The sequence below is a fragment of the Streptosporangium sp. H13245 genome, assembly GCF_055690525.1.
In genome coordinates, this window is sequence record NZ_JBSZKT010000012.1 from 21,709 (window position 1) to 41,787 (window position 20,079).

At 72.7% G+C, this 20,079-nt stretch carries 17 protein-coding genes and 1 riboswitch; of the genes, 8 read left to right on the forward strand and 9 right to left on the reverse strand.

The features are described from left to right. Positions 1-36 precede the first annotated feature (36 nt). A riboswitch (cobalamin riboswitch) is annotated at positions 37-207 on the forward strand. Between the two features lie 295 nt (positions 208-502). Further along, positions 503-4,276: a cobaltochelatase subunit CobN gene (cobN, locus tag ACW9TB_RS19865; protein ID WP_472749505.1), complete on the forward strand. Its 3,774-nt coding sequence runs from the start codon at positions 503-505 to the stop codon at positions 4,274-4,276. Positions 4,277-4,320: 44 nt separating this feature from the next. Here cobN and ACW9TB_RS19870 read toward each other — a convergent pair whose 3' ends face one another. After that, positions 4,321-6,159 carry a glycoside hydrolase family 15 protein gene (locus ACW9TB_RS19870; RefSeq protein WP_472749506.1) on the reverse strand — a complete coding sequence of 613 codons (1,839 nt, stop codon included), beginning with the start codon at positions 6,157-6,159 and terminating at the stop codon, positions 4,321-4,323. Positions 6,160-6,389: 230 nt separating this feature from the next. On the opposite strand from ACW9TB_RS19870, the gene ACW9TB_RS19875 reads away from it, so the two are divergent. Both ACW9TB_RS19875 and ACW9TB_RS19880 read left to right on the forward strand, forming a co-directional pair. Continuing rightward, a complete protein-coding gene (locus ACW9TB_RS19875; protein WP_472749507.1) occupies positions 6,390-7,283 on the forward strand; it encodes an SDR family oxidoreductase in 894 nt (297 codons plus the stop codon). A gap of 4 nt (positions 7,284-7,287) precedes the next feature. Continuing rightward, entirely contained in the window at positions 7,288-7,902 is a 615-nt protein-coding gene (locus ACW9TB_RS19880) for a TetR/AcrR family transcriptional regulator (protein WP_472749508.1), read from the forward strand. A gap of 48 nt (positions 7,903-7,950) precedes the next feature. On the opposite strand, the gene ACW9TB_RS19885 is transcribed toward ACW9TB_RS19880, so the two are convergent. The 4 genes from ACW9TB_RS19885 to ACW9TB_RS19900 all read right to left on the reverse strand — a co-directional run bounded on the left by ACW9TB_RS19885 (position 7,951) and on the right by ACW9TB_RS19900 (position 11,218). Beyond that, entirely contained in the window at positions 7,951-8,448 is a 498-nt protein-coding gene (locus tag ACW9TB_RS19885) for an NUDIX domain-containing protein (protein WP_472749509.1), read from the reverse strand. Positions 8,449-8,529: 81 nt separating this feature from the next. Beyond that, on the reverse strand, positions 8,530-10,107 hold the full coding sequence (locus tag ACW9TB_RS19890) for a PH domain-containing protein (RefSeq protein ID WP_472749510.1): 1,578 nt from the start codon (positions 10,105-10,107) through the stop codon (positions 8,530-8,532). Further along, positions 10,104-10,592, reverse strand: a complete 489-nt coding sequence (locus tag ACW9TB_RS19895; RefSeq protein ID WP_472749511.1) for a PH domain-containing protein — start codon at positions 10,590-10,592, stop codon at positions 10,104-10,106. The genes ACW9TB_RS19890 and ACW9TB_RS19895 overlap by 4 nt, the downstream gene beginning before the upstream one ends. Continuing rightward, entirely contained in the window at positions 10,592-11,218 is a 627-nt protein-coding gene (locus ACW9TB_RS19900) for a TetR/AcrR family transcriptional regulator (RefSeq protein WP_472749512.1), read from the reverse strand. The genes ACW9TB_RS19895 and ACW9TB_RS19900 overlap by 1 nt, the downstream gene beginning before the upstream one ends. 98 nt (positions 11,219-11,316) lie before the next feature. On the opposite strand from ACW9TB_RS19900, the gene ACW9TB_RS19905 reads away from it, so the two are divergent. Next, the gene (locus ACW9TB_RS19905; protein ID WP_472749513.1) at positions 11,317-11,733 is read left to right on the forward strand and encodes a YkvA family protein; all 417 of its coding nucleotides are present in this window, start codon (positions 11,317-11,319) and stop codon (positions 11,731-11,733) included. A gap of 102 nt (positions 11,734-11,835) precedes the next feature. Here ACW9TB_RS19905 and ACW9TB_RS19910 read toward each other — a convergent pair whose 3' ends face one another. After that, a complete protein-coding gene (locus tag ACW9TB_RS19910; protein WP_472749514.1) occupies positions 11,836-12,507 on the reverse strand; it encodes a vitamin K epoxide reductase family protein in 672 nt (223 codons plus the stop codon). Beyond that, the gene (locus ACW9TB_RS19915) at positions 12,488-13,204 is read right to left on the reverse strand and encodes a DsbA family protein (protein WP_472749515.1); all 717 of its coding nucleotides are present in this window, start codon (positions 13,202-13,204) and stop codon (positions 12,488-12,490) included. Before ACW9TB_RS19915 ends, ACW9TB_RS19910 begins: the two co-directional genes overlap by 20 nt. Positions 13,205-13,410: 206 nt before the next feature. On the opposite strand from ACW9TB_RS19915, the gene ACW9TB_RS19920 reads away from it, so the two are divergent. The 4 genes from ACW9TB_RS19920 (at position 13,411) to ACW9TB_RS19935 (ending at position 17,783) form a co-directional block, all read left to right on the forward strand. After that, the gene (locus ACW9TB_RS19920) at positions 13,411-13,836 is read left to right on the forward strand and encodes a BlaI/MecI/CopY family transcriptional regulator (RefSeq protein ID WP_472749516.1); all 426 of its coding nucleotides are present in this window, start codon (positions 13,411-13,413) and stop codon (positions 13,834-13,836) included. After that, positions 13,833-14,768, forward strand: a complete 936-nt coding sequence (locus tag ACW9TB_RS19925) for a M56 family metallopeptidase (protein ID WP_472749517.1) — start codon at positions 13,833-13,835, stop codon at positions 14,766-14,768. Before ACW9TB_RS19920 ends, ACW9TB_RS19925 begins: the two co-directional genes overlap by 4 nt. Before the next feature lie 62 nt (positions 14,769-14,830). After that, on the forward strand, positions 14,831-16,051 hold the full coding sequence (locus ACW9TB_RS19930; protein ID WP_472749518.1) for an FUSC family protein: 1,221 nt from the start codon (positions 14,831-14,833) through the stop codon (positions 16,049-16,051). Positions 16,052-16,397: 346 nt separating this feature from the next. Beyond that, positions 16,398-17,783, forward strand: a complete 1,386-nt coding sequence (locus ACW9TB_RS19935; RefSeq protein ID WP_472749519.1) for a pentapeptide repeat-containing protein — start codon at positions 16,398-16,400, stop codon at positions 17,781-17,783. A gap of 49 nt (positions 17,784-17,832) precedes the next feature. On the opposite strand, the gene ACW9TB_RS19940 is transcribed toward ACW9TB_RS19935, so the two are convergent. Together ACW9TB_RS19940 and ACW9TB_RS19945 are read right to left on the reverse strand one after the other, a co-directional pair. Continuing rightward, the gene (locus ACW9TB_RS19940; protein ID WP_472749520.1) at positions 17,833-19,017 is read right to left on the reverse strand and encodes an alpha-hydroxy-acid oxidizing protein; all 1,185 of its coding nucleotides are present in this window, start codon (positions 19,015-19,017) and stop codon (positions 17,833-17,835) included. A 50-nt stretch (positions 19,018-19,067) separates the two neighbouring features. Next, the gene (locus ACW9TB_RS19945) at positions 19,068-19,994 is read right to left on the reverse strand and encodes a ketopantoate reductase family protein (RefSeq protein WP_472749521.1); all 927 of its coding nucleotides are present in this window, start codon (positions 19,992-19,994) and stop codon (positions 19,068-19,070) included. Positions 19,995-20,079 lie beyond the last annotated feature (85 nt).

Below are 20,079 nucleotides of genomic sequence, written 5' to 3' on the forward strand. Positions count from 1 at the left end.
TTAACGCCAGTTTCTTGCATCGAACCGGACTGCCGTAGTGTCATCGGTGGCGACGGCAAAGGGAGGAAGCCGGTGTGATTCCGGCGCGGTCCCGCCACTGTAACCGGGGAGCGAACCCCACCCGGGCCACTGTCCCGACGGACGGGAAGGCCGGGGTGAGCACCGATCCGGGAGCCAGGAGACTCCAGCCGTCGCGGCCGACGACGACCCGGGGCGAGGACCCCGAGGGAGGAAGCTCCGTGCGCTTTTCGCCGTTCCCTCACTACGACGTGACATCGCGATCCCTCCGCGACACCATGGAGTCGCGGGCCCCTCGCCATGACATGGCATCACGGGTCCACCACGCCGCGACATCGCGGGTTTCTCGCCACGACGTGACACCGGGGACCCCCGATCACACCGTGGCATCGCCGTTCCTTCACCGCGATATGACATCGCCGTTCCCCGGCCACGATGTGGCGTCCCTGGGCCGTACCGCCCTGCCTCTCCTGGAGTGTGGCGCGTGATCCTCCTGCTCTCGACCTCCGACACCGACCTGCTGAGCGCTCGCGCGAGCGGCGCCGACTACCGGCTCGGCAACCCCGCCAGGCTCGCCGCCGCTGACCTCCCGCCGCTGCTGGAGGGCGCCGACCTGGTCGTGGTCCGCCTGCTCGGCGGGCGCCGCGCCTGGGAGGAGGGCCTGGACGCCCTGCTCGCCGGACCCCGGCCCGTCGTCGTCCTCGGCGGCGAGCAGGCGCCGGACGCCGAACTGATGGAGCTGTCCACCGTGCCCGGCGGGGTCTGCGCCGAGGCGCACGCCTACCTCGCCCACGGCGGCCCGGCCAACCTGACCGAACTGCACCACTTCCTGTCCGACACGCTGCTGCTCACCGGGCACGGGTTCGCCGCGCCCGAGCCCACCCCCACGTGGGGGACGCTGGAGCGCGAGGCGCGCGACCAGGACGGGCCCGTCGTCGGGGTGCTCTACTACCGGGCCCACCACGTGGCGGGGAACACCGCCTTCGTCGAGGCGCTCTGCTCGGCGATCGAGGACGCGGGCGCGCGGGCGCTGCCGGTGTACTGCGCCTCCCTGCGCACCGCGGAGCCCGGCCTGGTGGAGGTCCTGCGTACGGTGGACGCCCTGGTGGTGACCGTGCTCGCCGCGGGCGGCACCCGACCGGCGACCGCGTCGGCGGGCGGGGACGACGAGGCCTGGGACGTCGGCGCGCTCGCCGAACTGGACGTGCCGATCCTGCAGGGCCTGTGCCTGACGAGCAGCCGGGCCTCCTGGGCGGAGAACGACGACGGCCTGTCCCCGCTGGACGCCGCCACCCAGGTCGCGATCCCCGAGTTCGACGGGCGGATCATCACGGTGCCGTTCTCCTTCAAGGAGATCGACGAGGACGGGCTGACCGTCTACGTGGCCGACCCCGAGCGGGCCTCGCGCGTGGCGGGCATCGCGGTGCGCCACGCCACGCTGCGGCACATCCCGCCCGCCGAGCGGCGGCTGGTGCTGATGCTGTCGGCCTACCCCACCAAGCACGCCCGCATCGGCAACGCCGTCGGCCTGGACACCCCGGCCAGCCTCGTACGGCTGCTGGCCGCGCTCCGCGAGCGCGGGTACGACATCGGCGCCGAGGACGAGCTGCCCGGGGTGACCGGGCAGGACGGCGACGCGCTCATCCACGCGCTGATCGCCGCGGGCGGGCAGGACCAGGACTGGCTCACCGAGGAGCAGCTCGCCGGGAACCCGGTGCGCATCGCGGCGAGCCGGTACGCCGAGTGGTACGCCACCCTCCCCGCGGACCTGCGCGCCCGGATGGAGGAGCACTGGGGCCCGGCGCCCGGCGAGCTGTTCGTGGACAGGTCGCGCGACCCGGAGGGCGAGATCGTGCTGGCCGCGCTGCGCTCCGGCAACGTGGTGGTCATGGTGCAGCCGCCGCGCGGCTTCGGCGAGAACCCCATCGCGATCTACCACGACCCCGACCTGCCGCCCAGCCACCACTACCTGGCCGCCTACCGCTGGCTGGCCGACGGCTTCGGCGCGCACGCCGTGGTCCACGTGGGCAAGCACGGCAACCTGGAATGGCTGCCCGGCAAGTCAGCGGGCATGTCGGCCTCCTGCGGCCCGGACGCCGCGCTCGGCGACCTGCCGCTCATCTACCCGTTCCTCGTCAACGACCCCGGCGAGGGCACCCAGGCCAAGCGCCGCGCCCACGCCACCCTGGTCGACCACCTCGTCCCGCCGATGGCCCGCGCCGACAGCTACGGGGACATGGCCAGGCTGGAGCAGCTCCTCGACGAGCACGCCTCCATCGCGGCGATGGACCCGGCCAAGCTGCCCGCGATCCGCGCCCAGATCTGGACGCTCATCCAGGCCGCCAGGCTCGACCACGACCTCGGCGTCGCCGACCGCCCGCACGACGCCGAGTTCGACGACTTCCTGCTGCACATCGACGGCTGGCTGTGTGAGGTCAAGGATGTCCAGATCCGCGACGGCCTGCACGTGCTGGGGGTCGCTCCCGAGGGGCAGCCGCGCGTCGACCTGGTGCTGGCCATGCTCCGCGCCCGGCAGATGTGGGCGGGCAGCGAGGCGCTCGTCGGCCTGCGCGAGGCCCTGGGCCTGGCCGAGGACGGCAGTGCGGGACGGATCGGCGTCGACGAGGCCGAGACCCTGGCCCGCGCCCTGGTCGAGGCCATGGAGCAACGCGGCTGGGACCCGTCGGCGGCCGGGGAGGTGACCGCCGCGATCCTGGGCCGGACGGAGCCCCGGACCGAAGGCACCGCCCCGGACAGCGAGACCGACTCGACCGCTTCAAGCGAAGTAACCGAAGTAACCGAAGTAACCGACCCGGGCCACGAGACCGACTTGACCCGTACGACCGGTTCGACCGGCGTGACCGCTCAGGGCGGCGGGTCCGGTGCACACGCCGGTGGCGCGGACCTGGGGACGGTGGAGCGGATCCTGCGGTTCGCCGCCGTCGAGGTCGTGCCCCGGCTGGCGCGTACCACCGACGAGATCGACGCGATCCTGCACGCCCTCGACGGCGGCTACGTCCCGGCGGGGCCGAGCGGGTCGCCGCTGCGGGGGCTGATCAACGTGCTCCCCACCGGCCGCAACTTCTACTCGGTCGACCCCAAGGCGGTGCCGAGCAGGCTGGCGTGGGAGACCGGCCAGGCGATGGCCGACTCCCTGCTGGAGCGCTACCGCGCCGACACCGGCGACTGGCCGCGCTCGGTCGGGCTGTCGGTGTGGGGGACGAGTGCCATGCGCACCGCAGGGGACGACGTCGCCGAGGTGCTGGCGCTGCTCGGCGTGCGGCCGGTCTGGGACGAGGCCTCGCGCCGCGTCACCGGCCTGGAGCCCATCCCCGCCACCGAGCTGGGCCGCCCGCGCGTGGACGTCACCGTCAGGATCAGCGGCTTCTTCCGCGACGCCTTCCCGCACGTCGTGGCGATGCTGGACGACGCCGTACGGCTGGCGGCCGGGCTGGAGGAGCCCGAGGAGCTCAACTACGTGCGGGCGCACGTGCTCGCCGACCAGGCCGGGCACGGCGACGAGCGCAGGGCCACCATGCGGATCTTCGGCTCCCGGCCGGGCGCGTACGGGGCCGGGTTGCTGCCGCTGATCGACAGCCGCAACTGGCGTGACGACGCCGACCTCGCCGAGGTGTACGCGGTCTGGGGTGGTTTCGCCTACGGCCGGGGCGTCGACGGGGTGCCCGCCAGGCAGGACATGGAGACGGCCTACCGCAGGATCGCCGTGGCGGCCAAGAACGTCGACACCCGCGAGCACGACATCGCCGACTCCGACGACTACTTCCAGTACCACGGCGGCATGATCGCCACCGTCCGGGCGCTCACCGGGAAGGCGCCGGCCGCCTACATCGGCGACAGCACCAGGCCGGACGCGGTCCGTACCCGGACGCTCTCGGAGGAGACGTCCAGGATCTTCCGCGCCCGGGTGGTCAACCCGCGCTGGCTGGCCGCCATGCGCAGGCACGGCTACAAGGGCGCCTTCGAGCTGGCCGCCACCGTCGACTACCTGTTCGGCTACGACGCCACCACCGGCGTCGTCGCCGACTGGATGTACGACAAGCTGGCCGCGACCTACGTGCTGGACCCGGAGAACCAGGCGTTCATGGCCCGGTCCAACCCGTGGGCGCTGCACGGCATCGCCGAGCGGCTGCTGGAGGCGGCCAGCCGGGGCATGTGGGAGCACCCCGACCCCGCCATCCTGCGCGACCTCCAGGAGGTCTACCTCAAGTCCGAGGGAGACCTGGAGGGCGGCGCCTGAATCGACGCCCTCACGGGCTCTGTTCGTACGAGCGGGGGCGGCGTTCAACCCAGGGCGTGGTCGAGGTTGAACGCCGCGCTGATCAGCGCGAGGTGGGTGAAGGCCTGCGGGAAGTTGCCGAGCTGCTCGCCGGTCCGCCCGATCTCCTCGGCGTACAGGCCGAGGTGGTTGGCGTACGTGAGCATCTTCTCGAACGCCAGCCGCGCCTCGTCCAGGCGCCCGGCCCGGGTGAGCCCCTCGACGTACCAGAACGAGCAGATCGAGAAGGTGCCGTCCTCGCCGCGCAGCCCGTCCGGGCTGACGGCGGGGTCGTAGCGGTAGACCAGTGAGTCCGACACCAGGTTCGCGCCGAGCGCGTCGAGGGTCGACAGCCACTTCGGGTCGGTGGGGGAGATGAACTTCGCCATCGGCATCATCAGCACCGAGGAGTCGAGGACGTCGTCGTCGAAGTGCTGGACGAACGCCTCCAGCTCCTCCGACCAGCCGCGCCGCATGATCTGCCGGTAGATCGCGTCGCGGGCCAGCTGCCAGCGCGGCGTGTCGGCGGGCAGCCCGCGGTGGGCGGCCATCCGCATGGCCCGTTCGATCGCCACCCAGCACATCAGCCGCGAGTAGACGAAGTCCTTGCGCCCGCCGCGCGTCTCCCACACGCCCTCGTCGGGCTGGTCCCAGTTGTCGCAGACCCAGTCGACCAGGATGTGCACGTCGTCCCAGAGGGCGCTGGAGATCGGCCGGTGCCACTTGTCGTAGAGGTAGACGGAGTCGAGGAGGGCGCCGTAGATGTCCAGCTGGAGCTGGTCCACGGCCGCGTTCCCGACGCGTACCGGGGCCGAGCCCTGGTAGCCCTCAAGGTGGGGCAGCTCGATCTCGGGCAGCTCGGTGCGCCCGTCGATGCCGTACATGATCTGCAGGGGCCCCGAGGGGCCGCCGCCGTCGCGGCTGACGTGCCTGGACAGGAAGCCCATGAACGCCTCGGCCTCCTCGCCGAAGCCCAGCCGCAGCAGCGCGTACACGCAGAACGCCGAGTCGCGGATCCAGACGTACCGGTAGTCCCAGTTGCGTTCCCCGCCGATCTGCTCGGGCAGGCTGGTCGTCGCGGCGGCCACGATCCCGCCGGTCGGCGCGTACGTGAGGAGCTTCAGCGTCAGCGCGGACCGGTGGACCATCTCCCGCCACCGGCCCCGGTATCTCGACGAGGACAGCCAGCGCCGCCAGTACGCCACGGTCGCGGCGAACTCCTCCTCGGCCTCCTCGACCGGGCACGCGCGCAGCGCCACGTCGTCGCCGAACCTGTCGAGGGCGAACACCGCGCACTCGCCCTCGGTGAGCTTGAACTCCGAGAGCACGTCCTGGCCGTCCGCCTCCAGGGTGGTGCTGGCCGACAGGGTGAGGGACAGCGACGGCGACTCGAAGAGCGCCCGGTCCCGGTGCAGGCTCAGCACGTGGGGCTGCCTGCCGTAGTCGAACCGGGGAGCCACCCGCGCCCGGAACCCCAGTGACCCGCGGACGCACTTCACCCGCCGGATCAGCCGGTGCCTGGCGCCGTCGCCCGTGTCGCCGACGATCGGCATGAAGTCCTGGACCTCGCCCACCCCGTCGGCGGCGGAGAAGCGGGTGATCAGCACGTTGGTGTCGGGGAAGTAGAACTGCCTGGTCCTCGCCGGGGCGTCCGGGCACAGCTCGAACGACCCGCCCCGGCCCGCGTCCAGGATCGAGCCGAACACGCTGGGCGCGTCGAAGCGCGGGCAGCAGTACCAGACGATGGTGCCGCCGGTGTCCACCAGCGCCGCGGTGTGCAGGTCGCCGATCAGCCCGTGGTCGGCGATGGGCCGGTAGCCGGGGGCGCCCGCCGGATCCCGGCGAGCGGACTCCGCCGAGGTCATCTCGGCCTTCTCACGTCGCGGGCAGGGCACCTCACGCCCTCAAGCTATGTGCCCTGGGCACCCGCCCGGTCCCGTACCGCGTCAAGGAGTCGGCAGGTTTCCCGCCGCCGGAGGCAAAGCCGTCGCCGCCTGGACGGTGAACGGCGTCACACGATCCCCTCACGGGCTGTTTTTCGCGACATAATGTCGTAAACTTTGCGACAGGTTGTCGTATAAAGGAGTGTGGAGTCGTGACGCAGCGAACCCAGAAGTTGATCGTCGTAACCGGAGCCTCCACGGGCATGGGCGCGTCGGCCGCCCGCGAGCTGGCCCGCCGGGGATTCCACGTCCTGGCGGGCGTGCGGCGCGACCGTGACGCCGACGCCATCCGGTCGACCGGCGTCGAGCCCGTCATCCTCGACATCACCAGGCCCGAGCAGGTGGAGGCACTCGCCGCGCGGGTCGCCGGGGACCCGCGCGCGCTGCACGCGCTCGTCAACAACGCGGGCATCCAGGTGAACGGCCCGGTCGAGGCCCTGCCGATGGCGCAGTGGCGGTTGGTGTTCGAGGTCAACCTGTTCGGCCACATCGCCGTCACCCAGGCGCTCCTGCCCGCGCTGCTGCGCGCCGGGGGCCGCGTGATCAACATCAGCTCGGTCGGCGGTAAGGCCGCCATGCCCACCTACGGCGCGTACGCTGGCACGAAGTTCGCCCTGGAGGCGGTGAGCGACTCGCTGCGCCGGGAGGTCGCACCGCTGGGCGTGCAGGTGGTCGTGGTCGAGCCCGGCGGCGTCCGTACGGAGATGGCCGCCCGGGGGATCGCGACGGCGAACCGGCTGGCCGCCGAGATGACGCCGGAGCAGGACGAGCGCTACGGCGGCCTGGTCCAGGCGATCAACACGCTGATGGCCACGGGCACCGCGTCGGGCGTGACCGCCGATGCCGCCGCCCGGGTCATCGCGAAGGCCGTGACGACCCGCGGGCCGCGTACCCGCTACACCGTCGGCCGGGACGCCGCCCTGATCACCCGCCTGGCTCGGATCCTGTCCGACCGCACGTTCGACCGCGTCATCGCCGCCACCCTGCGCCGCCACTACCCGAAGGGAGCCACCGCGACAGCGGGCCCTCACGATGGGGGAGGATGACCGGATGCCACGGATCCGGGGAGCCAGCATCGAGGAGCACCACGAGATGGTGTGGGCCGACCTCGCCGAGGCGACGCGGCAGCTGCTGCTGGAGCGCGACTACGACTCGATCAACATGGGCCACATCGCGGCCCGTGCCGGGCTCGCGCGCAACACGCTGTACAACTACGCCCGCGACAAGAGCGCGCTGGTCCTGGCGCTGACCCAGCGGGTGGGCCGGCCCGCGGTCGAGCGGGTGGCCGCGATCGCCGCGCGCTCCGCGGACCCGGCCGCGGAGCGGATGCGGGAGATCGTCGTGGCGGTCCTGGAGGCGTTCACGGACCAGATCATGCGGCTGGTGTTCCGGCCGGGCGCCGAGGTGGCGAAGGGGCCGGGCAGCCCGTTCCACGCGATCGTGGCCGAGGTGGAGAACGTCGTCCGGGACGGTGTCGCGCGCGGAGAGTTCCGCGACGTCGGCGACGTGCACCTCGCGGTGGAGCTGCTGTCGGGGGTCATGCGCGCGGGCGCCGAACGCATCGGCCGGGACCCGGCCGCCTTCGCGGCCACGGTCGGCGCGGCGCGGGAGATCGTCCTCGGGTCCCTGGCCCGGGAGGTGCCGCCGGAGTACGGAGCCGCCTGAGGACCCGGCGACGGGCCGCCGTGCGCCGGACGGGGTCGCGCGTCAGGCTCACAGGCCGAGCGGCACAGGTCTGGCAGGAGCCCCGCCGGAGATCAGCGCCGCCAGCGGCGTGGCCAGGTCGCGCGGTGAGAACACGTCGGGACCGGAGTAGCCCGCGATGTCCGGCAGCCGCCACCAGCGGAAGTCGACGAGGTTCTCGGCGGCGAGTTCGTCGTCGGACATCGCGCCCCGGGGATGGAACGACGCGACGCGGACAAGGAAGTAGTCGTTGATCACTCCGTCGTAGCCCACCACGTGCCCGGGGTCGATGACCTCCTGGTGCCAGACATGCGGCGGGTCGGCCTCGACGACGAGCCCCGTCTCCTCGCGGAGTTCGCGGCGCAGGGCGACCAGGACGGCCTCGTCACGCTCGACGCCTCCGCCGGGCGTCGCCCACACGGCGATCGTCCCGGTCGGCTTGGGGATGACCAGCCGGCACAGCAGGATGCGGTCGTCCTCGTCGAGAACGACCGCGCGGACCGAACGACGCAGATGCACCAGGGACATCCGCGTATGCTATCCGCCCGCCTCCGACCTGGACGACCCCCTGGAATCGATCGTTCAGGCGCATTCCGGATCGGGTGAGCGCTACGTCCCCGGAAGGTTCGCTGCGTGGACCGCGGGCACGACGAAGGGCGCGAGCAGGCCGGGAACCGCCTCCTCGGCGAACGCGAGCCCCTGCCCGACGTGGACGTCCCTGACCCGGTGGGTGCCCGCGGACGTCGCCGCGGTGAGGGTCATCAGCTTCCGGCGGCGCTGTGCGGGGGAGCGGCCGACCGTCCAGCCGATGACCGCGTCCCTGCGCAGCGCCACCGTCTTGCGCCTGGCCGTGCCGTGGCGGGTGAGCAGATGGTCACCGGCCAGGCCGTGGCCGAGGTTGCGGTAGGCGTCGACCGCCAGCAGCAGCGTGACGGGCACGCAGGCCGGGGCGAGCAACCACAGCGTGTCCGGGACCCAGCTCAGCCAGAGTCCGAGCCCGGCCAGCGCCACGGCAGGCAACGCCGGTACCCAGACGGCACGGGACAGCCGTACGCGCAGAGCGGCCCGAGGGTGCGGGCGCAACCGGGCCGCCAGCACGGGGGCGCCGAGCACCTGGGCGGCGACTTTCAGTGCCGCCTGCCGGGGCGCGGGTGGCAGCAGCGCGGCGGAGGTCCGCTCCTCGCTGTCGCCGGGGTCGGCACCGGCGACGAGCGCGCTCAGCCGGGCACCGCCTCCCCACCGCAACGGCAGCGGCTCGGCCAGTTCGGCACCGCGCAACCGGCTTTCCCGGAGCGACAGCGACCGGGTGGTGAGCAGGCCCCGCCGTACCCGGTAGGTGCCGTCGGCCTCGCGGGTCAGCCGGAAGCGCCACCACACCTCCAGATGAAGCAGCAACGCCCCCGCCAGCCCGACGACCGCGAGGACCACGACGGCGACAGCTGCCACCGCCACCGGTGAGGACCGGGACGCCTCGCCCCAGACGTCCCTCAGGAAGCCGACCTCGGCGGGTTCGACGCCGAAGATCTCCAGTACGCGGAAGAGCGCGCCGAACGGCGCCAGGCCGATGAGCGGTGTCCAGCTGCTCAGCAGGGCGAAGCCGATCCAGGCCGGGCGCAGCCGCGCCAGGGGCGCCCGCGCGGATGCCGTGTTCTCCCCGCCGAGCAGCAGGCGCAGGTGCCCGGCCTGGGACCGGGAGACGGCGTCGAGGCGCAGTCCCGCCTCCTCGCCGGTGCCGATGCGCACCACGGTCACGCCGAACAGGCGGTGCGCCGGTCCCGCCGTCAGGTCGACGGCGCGCACCCGGTCGCGGGGGACCGAGCGATGCCGGCGAAACAGCAGTCCGGAGCGGATCTCGACGCGCTCGCCGGTGATCCGGTAACGCGTGGTGGCGTACCGCAGCACACCGTACGCGGCGATCGCGGCCAGGACGGCCAGCAGGACGACGAGCGGGATGACCGTTCGCGGGGTGGGCCCGGTGGCGAGGACGGCGGTCACGGAGGGGATCGAGGGGCCGACCAGCCAGCTCAGCGCGACCGCGACGGTCCGCGCGTCGAGTCGTTCCCACGTCTCGTCGCGGGGGTTCACGTCGCGCCCCTGGGCGTCGAGCTGTTCCCCTGTCTCGTTACGGGGGTTCACGTCGCGTCCCCGGGCGTCGAGCTGTTCCCCTGTCTCGTTACGACGGTTCACGTCGCGTCCCCGGGTACGGCCTGTGCCTTGGCCGTCAGCCGCTCGACGAGGTCGGCGGCGATGTGCCGGTCCAGCCCCTGGATCTTGATCGATCCGGCGGCCGAGGCCGTGGTGACCTTCACCCCCGACAGCCCGAAACCCTGCTGGAGCGGGCCGCGCAGGGTGTCGACGGTCTGGATGCGCGACATCGGCGCCACCCGCCACTTGTGCCACAGCCAGCCGGAGGCCGCGTAGACCGCGTCGTCGGTGACCTCCCAGCGATGGATCCGGTACCGCTGACCCGGCATGACCAGCGCGTACGCCACGCCGGGCACCGCGACGACGAGCAGCGACAACAGCAGCCACGGCCGGGCGGGCGCGATCAGCGCGGCCAGCACGGCCAGTACGAGCACCGGCGGCAGCACCGGAACCAGCGCCTGCGCCCTCCACCAGCGGATCGCCCTGGGGTCGACGGAGTGCCTGGGGGGCCGCAGTTCCAGCTCCATCACTTCTCCTTTCTGGTGGCCCTGTCGAACAGGTCGGCCAGCTCCCGGGCGTAGGTGTCGAAGTCGATGTCGTCGTAGGCCGCCATCAAGATGAGCACGCCGTCGACCGCCTGCTTCACGGTCACGGCCATCACCCGGGTGGAGAAGGCGCCGAACTCACCGGCGGCCTGCCCGAACCGCAGGATCTCCTCGACCTGCCCCATCTCGGCCTCGTTGGCCCGTACGTCGAGTCGCTGGCGGCCGTCCTCGGTGCGGAAGCTCGTCCAGATGTCCAGCAGGGCCAGCATGTGCCGCCGGTGGGTGCCGTAGAACTCCACGCTCGCCTCGATGTAGGCCCGCAACATGCCCGCGGCCGTGGTCTGCGCCTCGGCCCGGGGACGGACGAAGGCGTCCCCGGCGACGGCCGCGTCGTCGACGACCTGCTGGACGAGGTCGTCCTTGCTGCCGAAGTGGTAGGAGATGACGCCCTTGCTGATCCCGGCGCGTTCGGCGATCCGGGCCAGTGACGCCTGGGCGTAGCCCAGCTCGGCGATCACGTCGATCGCGCACTGGACGATCTGGTCCCGGCGGGCGGTCTCGATGAACGAACGCTCTTGCTGGCCACCTGCCTTGTTTTTTGACCGCATGGCCAAAAAATAGCACAGCCGGTCACCTTATTTCCATGTGTGAGCCGGGCCGATAGCGTTCGCCTGTTGGGCGTTGAGGTTATGGAGGGGGGCGACTCGTGCCTGAGGTGTGGCGGACGTTGGCCGCGATCGCGGGCGGGTCGCTGCTGCTCTGGCTGGTGCTGGTCGGCTTCCTGGCGGCGGCCCGCCCCAAGGGCGGCGCGCTGGGCGAGACCCTGCGGCTGCTCCCCGACCTGCTCCGCCTGATCGCCGCGCTCGCGCGTGATCGCACCCTGCCGCGCGGGGTACGGAACCGGCTGTGGTTGCTGCTGGGCTACCTGGCGCTGCCCATCGACCTGATCCCCGACTTCATCCCGGTGCTGGGCTACGCCGACGACGCGATCATCGTCGCGTTCGTCCTGCGCTCGGTCATCCGGCGGGCCGGGCCCCAGGCGCTGGTCCGCCACTGGCCCGGCACGCCGGACGGGCTGGCCACCGTCCGGCGCCTGATCGGAGCCCGGGAGCCCGCCGGCTGACCCGCCGACGCGTGTCGAGACCTCGATCTCGCAGGCGGACGTCGACATGTCCCCGAAGTGCGGGGTCTCCTGACGCCGGGAAACCCCGTACTCGCGGGAAGGTCAGACGAGGGTGCTCCAGAACGACCAGAAGCGCACGGCGATCAGCGCGACGACCGCGCCGAACCACAACGCGATCGCGACCGAGTGGTAGTTCCTCAGGGTCGCCACGACGCGGGCCCCGCCCGGCAGGTGGCCCCGCGCGAGGTTGCGCACGGTGACGTACCAGAACAGCGGGATCGTCACCGCCCACACGATCATGCAGTACGGGCACAGGGCGCCGATGACGTAGAGGCTCTGGAAGATCAGCCAGTGCACGAAGATCGCGCCGCAGGTGACCCCCGCCTGCAGGCCCAGCCAGAACCACCGGCCGAAGGCGGCCCCGGCCAGCAGCGCGGCGCCGACCGTCAGGACGACGGCGAAACCGGCGACCCCCAGGAGCGGGTTGGGGAAGCCGAACAGCTCGGCCTGCGGGGTCTTCATGATCGACCCGCACGACAGCACCGGATTGACGCTGCAGCTGGGCACGTAGTCCGGGTCCCTCAGCAGGGCGATCTTCTCAACGGCCAGGACGAACGCCGCCAGCAGCCCGATCGCGCCGCCGATCACCAGCAGCCAGGGCAGCAGGTGGGGGAACGGCTCCTCGGGCCGCCGTTCGCCCGTCTCGTCACGGCCTGCCTGATGACCGTGCTCGGGGTGCTCGGCGGGGGCGGGTTCAGCCGGCGAGTGCCGCATCGATGGCCGCCTTGAACTCGTCGCGGGACTGGGGCTGGATCTTGGTGCCGTTGAGGAAGAACGTGGGCGTACCGCTCACACCGAGGGCCTGGCCGTCGGCGACGTCTTTGTTCACCCGGGCCAGGGTGGCCGGGTCGTCATAGGCCCGGTCCCAGGCGGCCATGTCCAGGCCGAGGCCCTGGGCGAAACCGCGGAAGACCGCGTCGGCCGGGACCTGCTTCTCGCCCCACTGGGCCTGCGTCTCGTACATCCGCTGGTACATCGCCTCGAACCTGCCCTGCCGGGCGGCGGCCTCCACGGCGCGGGCGGCGCGTTCGGCGTTGAAGTGGCCGGGCAGCGGGAAGTAGCGGACCACGAACGTGACCTTGCCCGCGTACTGCTCGCGCAGCTCCTCCACGACCGGGAAGAAGGCCCTGCACGCCTCACACTCGAAGTCGAGGAACTCCACCAGGGTCACCCTGCCGTCGGCGGCGCTCTGCACCGTGTGGCTGTCGGCCCGCACCAGCCGCGACTCCCCGGCGGCCACGGCGCCGGTCGCGTCCCCGCCTCCGCCGCCAATCCTGCTGATGAGGACGAAGGCGGCCAGTACCACGACCACCGCGCCCACCACGGCCGCGGTCACGGCGAGGTTCTTCCTTCGGATGGACCGCCGGTCGTCCGCGTGCCCGCTCCCGGTCCGGTCGTGTTGCTGTGACACCTACGCTCCTCAATGTCCGGACGCCCCGGCCGGGTGGCCGGGCGTCCCCATACTTCTACACGGCGTAGAAGATTCGCGTAAAACCGCCGACATCGCCTCCGCCGAGGGGACGCCGAGGGGACGGAGGCCCCTGCGGGAGGGCTCGCCGGGAGGCCTGGCGTACCCTTCTGCCCACGGTGAGGCGATCACGAGGAGAGGGGTCACCGGTGCGGCTCGGCCATCTGGAGCGCTCGATCATGGAGGCCCTGTGGCGGCACCCCGGCGGGATGCTCGCCCAGGAGGTCGCCGACTCCCTGCCGTCCCGGCCCGCGGTGACGACCGTGCTGACCGTGCTGCTGCGCCTGTCCCACAAGGGCCTGGTCACCCGGGAACGCGTCGGCCGGGCGCACCGCTACCGGGCCAGTGGCGGCAAGGACGCCTTCGTCGCCGAGGTCATGCAGGAAGCCCTCAGCGAGGCGGGCGACGTCGACGCCGTGGTCCACCGCTTCGTCGGAACCGTCTCCCCCGAGGTCGCCACCGCCCTGCGCCTGGCCCTGCGGCACCGGGAAGCGGAGCACGACGAGCGGCACGGAGAAGTAGAGGGAGAAGTAGAGCACGACGAGCGGGACCGGCGAGAGGGGCAGGCGCCGTGACGGCGTGGATGCTCGCCGCAGGCACCGCGCTGCTTCCCCTCCTGCTCGGCGAGCGAGTGGCCGTACGGCTGGCCTCGGCCGCGTGGACGAGCCGCCAGCCGCGGGCCGCGCTGGTGCTGTGGCAGGCCATCGGCCTGTCCGCCGGACTGGGCGCCCTCGGGCTGGGCCTGGTCGCCGCGGTCGCGCCGCTGGCGGCGGCCTTCCCGCACGGCGTACACACCCTCGGCGACCAGATCGTCGACGGACGGGGCCTGTCCGGCCTGGGCTGGGGCCACGTCGCCGCGCTGCTGTGGTCGCTGGCGCTGCCCGCCTGGCTGCTGGCCCACACGGTGCGAACCCTCACCAAGACAAACGCAGGGCGGCGACGTCAGCGCCTGATGGTCGACCTGGTCGCCGACCTGGACCGCGACTACGGCGCCTACGTCCTGCCCGAGGCCCGGCCCGTCGCCTACTGCGTCCCCGGGCGCCAGGCCCGCGTCGTGGTCAGCCGGGGCGCGCTGGAGCGGCTGAGCCCTCGCCACGTGCGCGCCGTCCTGGCCCACGAACGCGCGCACGCCCACGGCCGTCACGACCTGGTCCTGCTGCCCTTCGCGGCGCTGGCGCGGGCCTTCCCAGTCCTCGGCGCCCCCCGGACGGCCGTACGGGCGGTGTCGGTGCTGCTGGAGATGCTCGCCGACGACCGGGCCCGCCGACACCACGGCGACCTGGTCGTCGCCCAGGCCATCGTCCGGATGACCACACCCGGCGAGCTGCGACCGGCCCACACCCTGGCCCTGGCCCAGGTGGAAGCCGTCCAGCGCGTCGAGCGGCTCCTGGCCGACGCGACCGCCCCTGGCCACGGGGCGGCCGTCGCGGCCTACGGCGCCGCGGCCGGGCTGCTCAGCGGACCGCTGACCGTCCTGATCGCCCCCATCGTCTGCACCCTCCTCTGACCGCCGGTCGGCGTGAGGATGCCCGACTTGCCAAAAGGTGATCACTAGGTGATGGTCGTAGGGTGGCCAACCAAGGCATGAGCTGGGTGCGGGCCGCGATCCGCCGCGAAGTACGGTATGTGCGCGGCCAGGCGGCCGGGCTGGGCGAACGAGACTCCGAGCAGCGGTTCGAGGTGCGCCAGATCGCCAAGGCGACCCTGGCCGCGGCGCTGGCCTGGTTCCTGGCCGACCGGCTCCTTCCCCACGAGACGGTGTGGATCGCCCCGGCCACCGCTGTGATCATGGTGCACGCCACGGTGTACCGGACGCTGACCAACGGGGTGCGCCGGGTGTGCGCGGTGGCCGCCGGTGTCATCCTGGCCGGTAGCGTCGGCAACCTGATCGGCCTCAACGCCCTCAGCCTGGTGCTGGTCGTGCCACCGGCGCTGGTGGCCGCGCGCTGGCGCCGGATGGGCCGGCACGGCACCGACGTGGCGACCACCGCGGTGTTGATGCTGTCGTTCGGCGCCGGTTCCCAGGAGCGCTACCTGCTGGCGTACGTGGTGGCCACCGGGGTCGGCGCGCTGTCGGGCGGGCTGGTCAACGCGGTGCTGTGGCCGCCGCTGTACCAGCGCCGTCCCGACAAGGCGGTGCGCCGGTTGAGCAAGGAGGCCGCCGCGCTGCTGGAGGCCGTGGCCGCCGGGTTGCGCGAGCGCTGTGACCTGTCGGACCTGCCCGGCTGGCAGCGCCACGCCGACCGGCTCGACACCCACCTCGCCCAGGCCACCTCGGCCATCGCCGACGGCACCGAAAGCCGCCGCTACAACCTGCGCCGCGCCCGCGTCCCTCAGGCTCATGATGACCACGCGGGACTGCTGGGGGCGATGAGCGAGATCGGTGTGCACATCCACGCTCTGGTACGGGCGCTGGCCTATGCCGCCCAGCGTCAGCGCCGCCACGATGACGGCCCGCCGTGGATCAGCGACGAGTTCGCCCGCGACTACGCCGCGCTGCTGGGCCTGCTCGCCCAGGCCCTCCAGGCCCAGATGCGCACCGCCGACGAGCCCGCGAGGCTGAGCGCGCTGATCTCCGCCGCACTGGAGCGGGCCGGAGCCATCCAGGAACAGATGACCGAGGAGGTCCGCACCGGCCAGCTGGACCAGCCCCGAGGCTGGGCCGTGACCGGAAGCCTGCTCACCGACGCCGAACGCATCCTGGCCATCCTGAACACCCTGCACGCCGACATCGACACCGCAGATACCGTTCCTGACGCCGCCGACACCGCCGGTACGTCCGCGCACTGACACCCTCGTGTCGTCCGGGAAAGTCCCCGCCCTCGGGCCCGGTGGCCCAGCCAGCGGGCGGTGGCATCAGCGGCGGCGATCGGTCCGGCTGGTCGCCCAGGGCGCCATTGTCCAGTGAACGACCGCGCGAGTTCGCCCGCCGTCGCCCACGCCCGGTTCAGTGACCTCCCCTATCAGCCCGCCGTTGCCCGCCCCCGGTCTGGCGACCGCACCGCATCTGACGCGGACGAAGGGCTGCCCGAGTGCCCGGTCACGATTGGCCATCGCTGACGGTCATCACGCCGTGGCGGCCACGCGGACCAATCAGCCTGGAGGGATGAGGTGGTGGTCAGTTCTTTTCCGGTTCGTGTTCGCGGGGCTGGGCGTGGCCCTGGTCGCGGGGCTGGCGTGGATGCTGGGCCCGGGGGCGGCCTGGGTGCTGGAGCACGTCGACGGCGTGATCGGGCTGCGGGGCAAGGAACTGGCCGAGGCACTGGACGCGGTCCGTAACCGCGCCCTGTCCATCGGAACCGGGCTGCTGGCCGCCGCGGCGATCTACTACACCGCCGCCAACGCCGCCTCGGCCCGGCGCAGCGCCCAGGCCGCCCACGACGCCGTGGAGGCGGCCCGCCGCTCGGCCGAGCTCAACGAACAGGCACAGCTGCGCATCTTCGAGCTCACCGAGCAAGGCCAGCGGCGCACCCACGAGCTGACCGAACGCGGCCAGCTCACCGACCGTTTCACCGCCGCGGTCGCCCAGCTCGGCGACCCCTCCCCGGCCGTCCGGCTCGGCGGGGTCCACGCCCTGGCCGGGCTGGCCGACGACGCCGCCACCCGCCAGCTCCGCCAGACCTGCGTCGACGTGCTGTGCGCCTACCTGCGCATGCCCTACACCCGCAAGCCCCCCGACGACGCCTCCGAAGCCGACCACCTGGCGTTCGCCGGGCTGCGAGAGGTCCGGCACACCATCATCCGCCTGATCGGCGCCCACCTGCGCAAGAACGCCACGGTGTCCTGGCAGGGCCACACCCTGGACTTCACCGGCGTGGTCTTCGACGGCGGCGACTTCTCCGACGCCATGTTCTCCGGCGGTATCGCCGACTTCCGGGGCGCGACGTTCTCCAGTGGCATGGTCGACTTCCGGGGCGCGAAGTTCTCCGGCGACATCGTCGTTTTCTCTGAGGCCACGTTCTCCGGCGGCACGGTCGACTTCCGGCGCGCGACGTTCTCCGGCGACATGCTCGTCACCTTCTCCGACGCCACGTTCTCCGGCGGCATGGTCGACTTCCGGGACGCGAAGTTCTCCGGCGGCACGGTCGCCTTCGCCGCCACCACGTTCTCCGGCGGCACCGTCGTCTTCGCCGCCGCCACCCTCTCCGGTGCCACGGTCTACTTCTGGGGCGCCCATTTCTCCGGCGCCACGGTCGACTTCCAGGGCGCCCGGTTCTCCGGGGGCGCGGTCCACTTCAACACCTCCCGGTTCTCCGGCGGCACGGTCGACTTCAACAGGGCCCATTTCTCCGGCGCCATGGTCGACTTCGTCGACGCCACGTTCTCCGGTACCGCGGTCGCCTTCCACGACGCGACGTTCTCCGGCGGCAAGGTCAACTTCCACAACACCCCGTTCTTCGGTCCCGTCGTCGACTTCGGCGAGGCTGGCGGGGGTGAGGTCGCGCCGAGGGGACTACCGGAGCCGGTGCCGGCGGTTCTGCTGCTCCCGGCGAGGTGGACCGGGGGCGGCCGTCCAGCCTGATCTCCACCGGACGGCGGACGCCCCCATACCCGGTGGGACCGGCGTCGTGCTACGAGGGGTGGGTGGCGCCCGGTGTTCGGCGCAGGGCTTCGGGGGTCAGGTCGGCGAGGGTGGGATAGCCGTCCACGGCCATGATCAGGTCGGCTTCGGCCAGGATGGCGCGCAGGACGTGGACGACGCCGTCGGTGCCGCCCACGGCCAGACCGTAGGCGTAGGGGCGGCCGACGCCGACGGCGGTGGCGCCGAGCGCGAGGGCCTTGACCACGTCGGCCCCGGAGCGGACGCCGGAGTCGAACAGGACCGGCAGCCCGTCCGCGGCCTCGACCACGGCGGGCAGTGCGTCGAGGGCGGCCAGGCCGCCGTTGGCCTGTCGGCCGCCGTGGTTGGAGCAGTAGACGCCGTCGACACCGGCGTCCCTGGCCCGGCGGGCGTCGTCGGGGTGGCAGATGCCCTTCAGCAGCAGGGGCAGGCCGGTGGTCGAACGCAGCCAGGACAGGTCGTCCCAGGTGAGGGGGTTGCCGAAGATCCGGGCCCAGTGCGCCGCGGCGGCTCTCAGGTCCTGTTCCGGGGGACGGTCGAGCTGGGCGCGAAAGACCGGGTCGGAGGTGTAGTTGGCCAGGCAGTGCCCGCGCAGCTGGGGAAAGTTGCCGGTGCTCAGGTCGCGGGGGCGCCAGCCGGTGACCCAGGTGTCGAGGGTGACGACGATGCCCCTGAATCCGGCGGCCTCGGCCCGGTGGATCAGGCTCTCCGCCAGTTCCCGGTCGGTGGGGGTGTAGAGCTGGAAGAGGCCGGGGGTCTGGCCGAGCTCCCCGGCCACGGCCTCCATCGGATCGGCGGACAGCGTCGAGGCGGTCATCGCGATCCCGGTGCGGGCCGCCGCCCGTGCCGTGGCCAGGTCCCCGTGCCCGTCCTGGGCGCACAGGCCGATCACCCCGATCGGGGACATGAACAGCGGGGCCGGCAGGCTCATGCCGAACAGCTCCACCGACAGCTCACGCCGTACGGCCCCGGCGAGCATCCGGGGGACGAGGCCCCAGTGCTGGAAGGCGGCGACGTTGGCACGCTGGGTGTGCTCGTCGCCTGCGCCTCCCGCGACGTACGACCACACCGAGGGCGGTAGCGCGGCCTCGGCCCTGGCCTCCAGGTCGGCGAAGGTCATCGGCAGGTGCGGCACCACGCCGCGCAGGCCGTCGGAGTAGATCTCGTTCTGGTAGTCACCGAACTGCGAGCTCATGCCAGCTGCCTTTCCGCGAGGCGGAGCCTTCCCGGCCACGGGGCCGTCGATCACGGGTTCTTTCCGAGGCGGCCCTGGTACACGCGCAGGTGCAGTGTGACCAGGTCCAGCAGGGGGACCGCGACCCCGAGCCGGCGCGCCCGCAGGGTGAGATCGCCGAAGATGTGCTCCGCCTCGGTGCCCTGGCCGCCGGCCAGGTCGCGATACAGGGAGGAGGCGAAGGAGGAGCCCGGCGCGGTGACCGCGTCGCGGGTGTTCTGGAGCTCTTCCCTCGGTACGGCGTGGCCGGCCGCCGCGGCGACGGCCGCGCACTCGGCGACCACCGCCCGGGCGAATTCGACGCCGCCGGGGACGGAGGCGACCTCACCGACCGTCGCGCGCATCAGGCAGGTCACCGCGCCGGTCGCGGCGATGAACACCCACTTGGCCCACATCTCGCCGATGATGTCGCCGGACAGGGTGGCGTCGAACCCCGCGCCGCCGAGCGCGCGGTGTGCGTCGGCCAGCGTTCTCGGGGCGGGCGCGGCGCGGGCGCCGTAGGTCAGGCTCCGCATATCGGCGAGGCGGACGACGTCGCCGTCGGCGTCGACCGTGGTGGCCACTATCGCCACCCCGCCCAGCACCGCGCGGTCACCGAAGCGTCCGGCCAGGTCGTCGAGGTGGCGCATGCCGTTCAGGACGGGCAGGATCAGCGTGTCCGGGCCGACGGCGGGCGCCAGGTCCTCCACCGCCCCCCGGAGCCCGGTGGCCTTCACCGTGAGCAGGACCAGGTCGAAGGGCGAAGTGATCTCACCGGCCAGGATCGTTTCCGGGGTGAGCGTCGTCTCCTCGCCCAACCCCGTGATCCGCAGTCCGCGCTCGCGCAGCAGGCGGGCCCGTCCGGGCCGGACCAGGAACGTCACCTCCCGGCCCGCCTGGACGAGCCTGCCCCCGAAGTAGCCGCCGGTCGCGCCGGCGCCCACGACCAGGATCCTCACTCCGCCCTCACCTCCGCCGCCTCCGCTGTCTCTGCCGCGACGGCGCGCCCGCGGGCGGCGGGCGGTGTGGGCAGGGCGGAAGGCT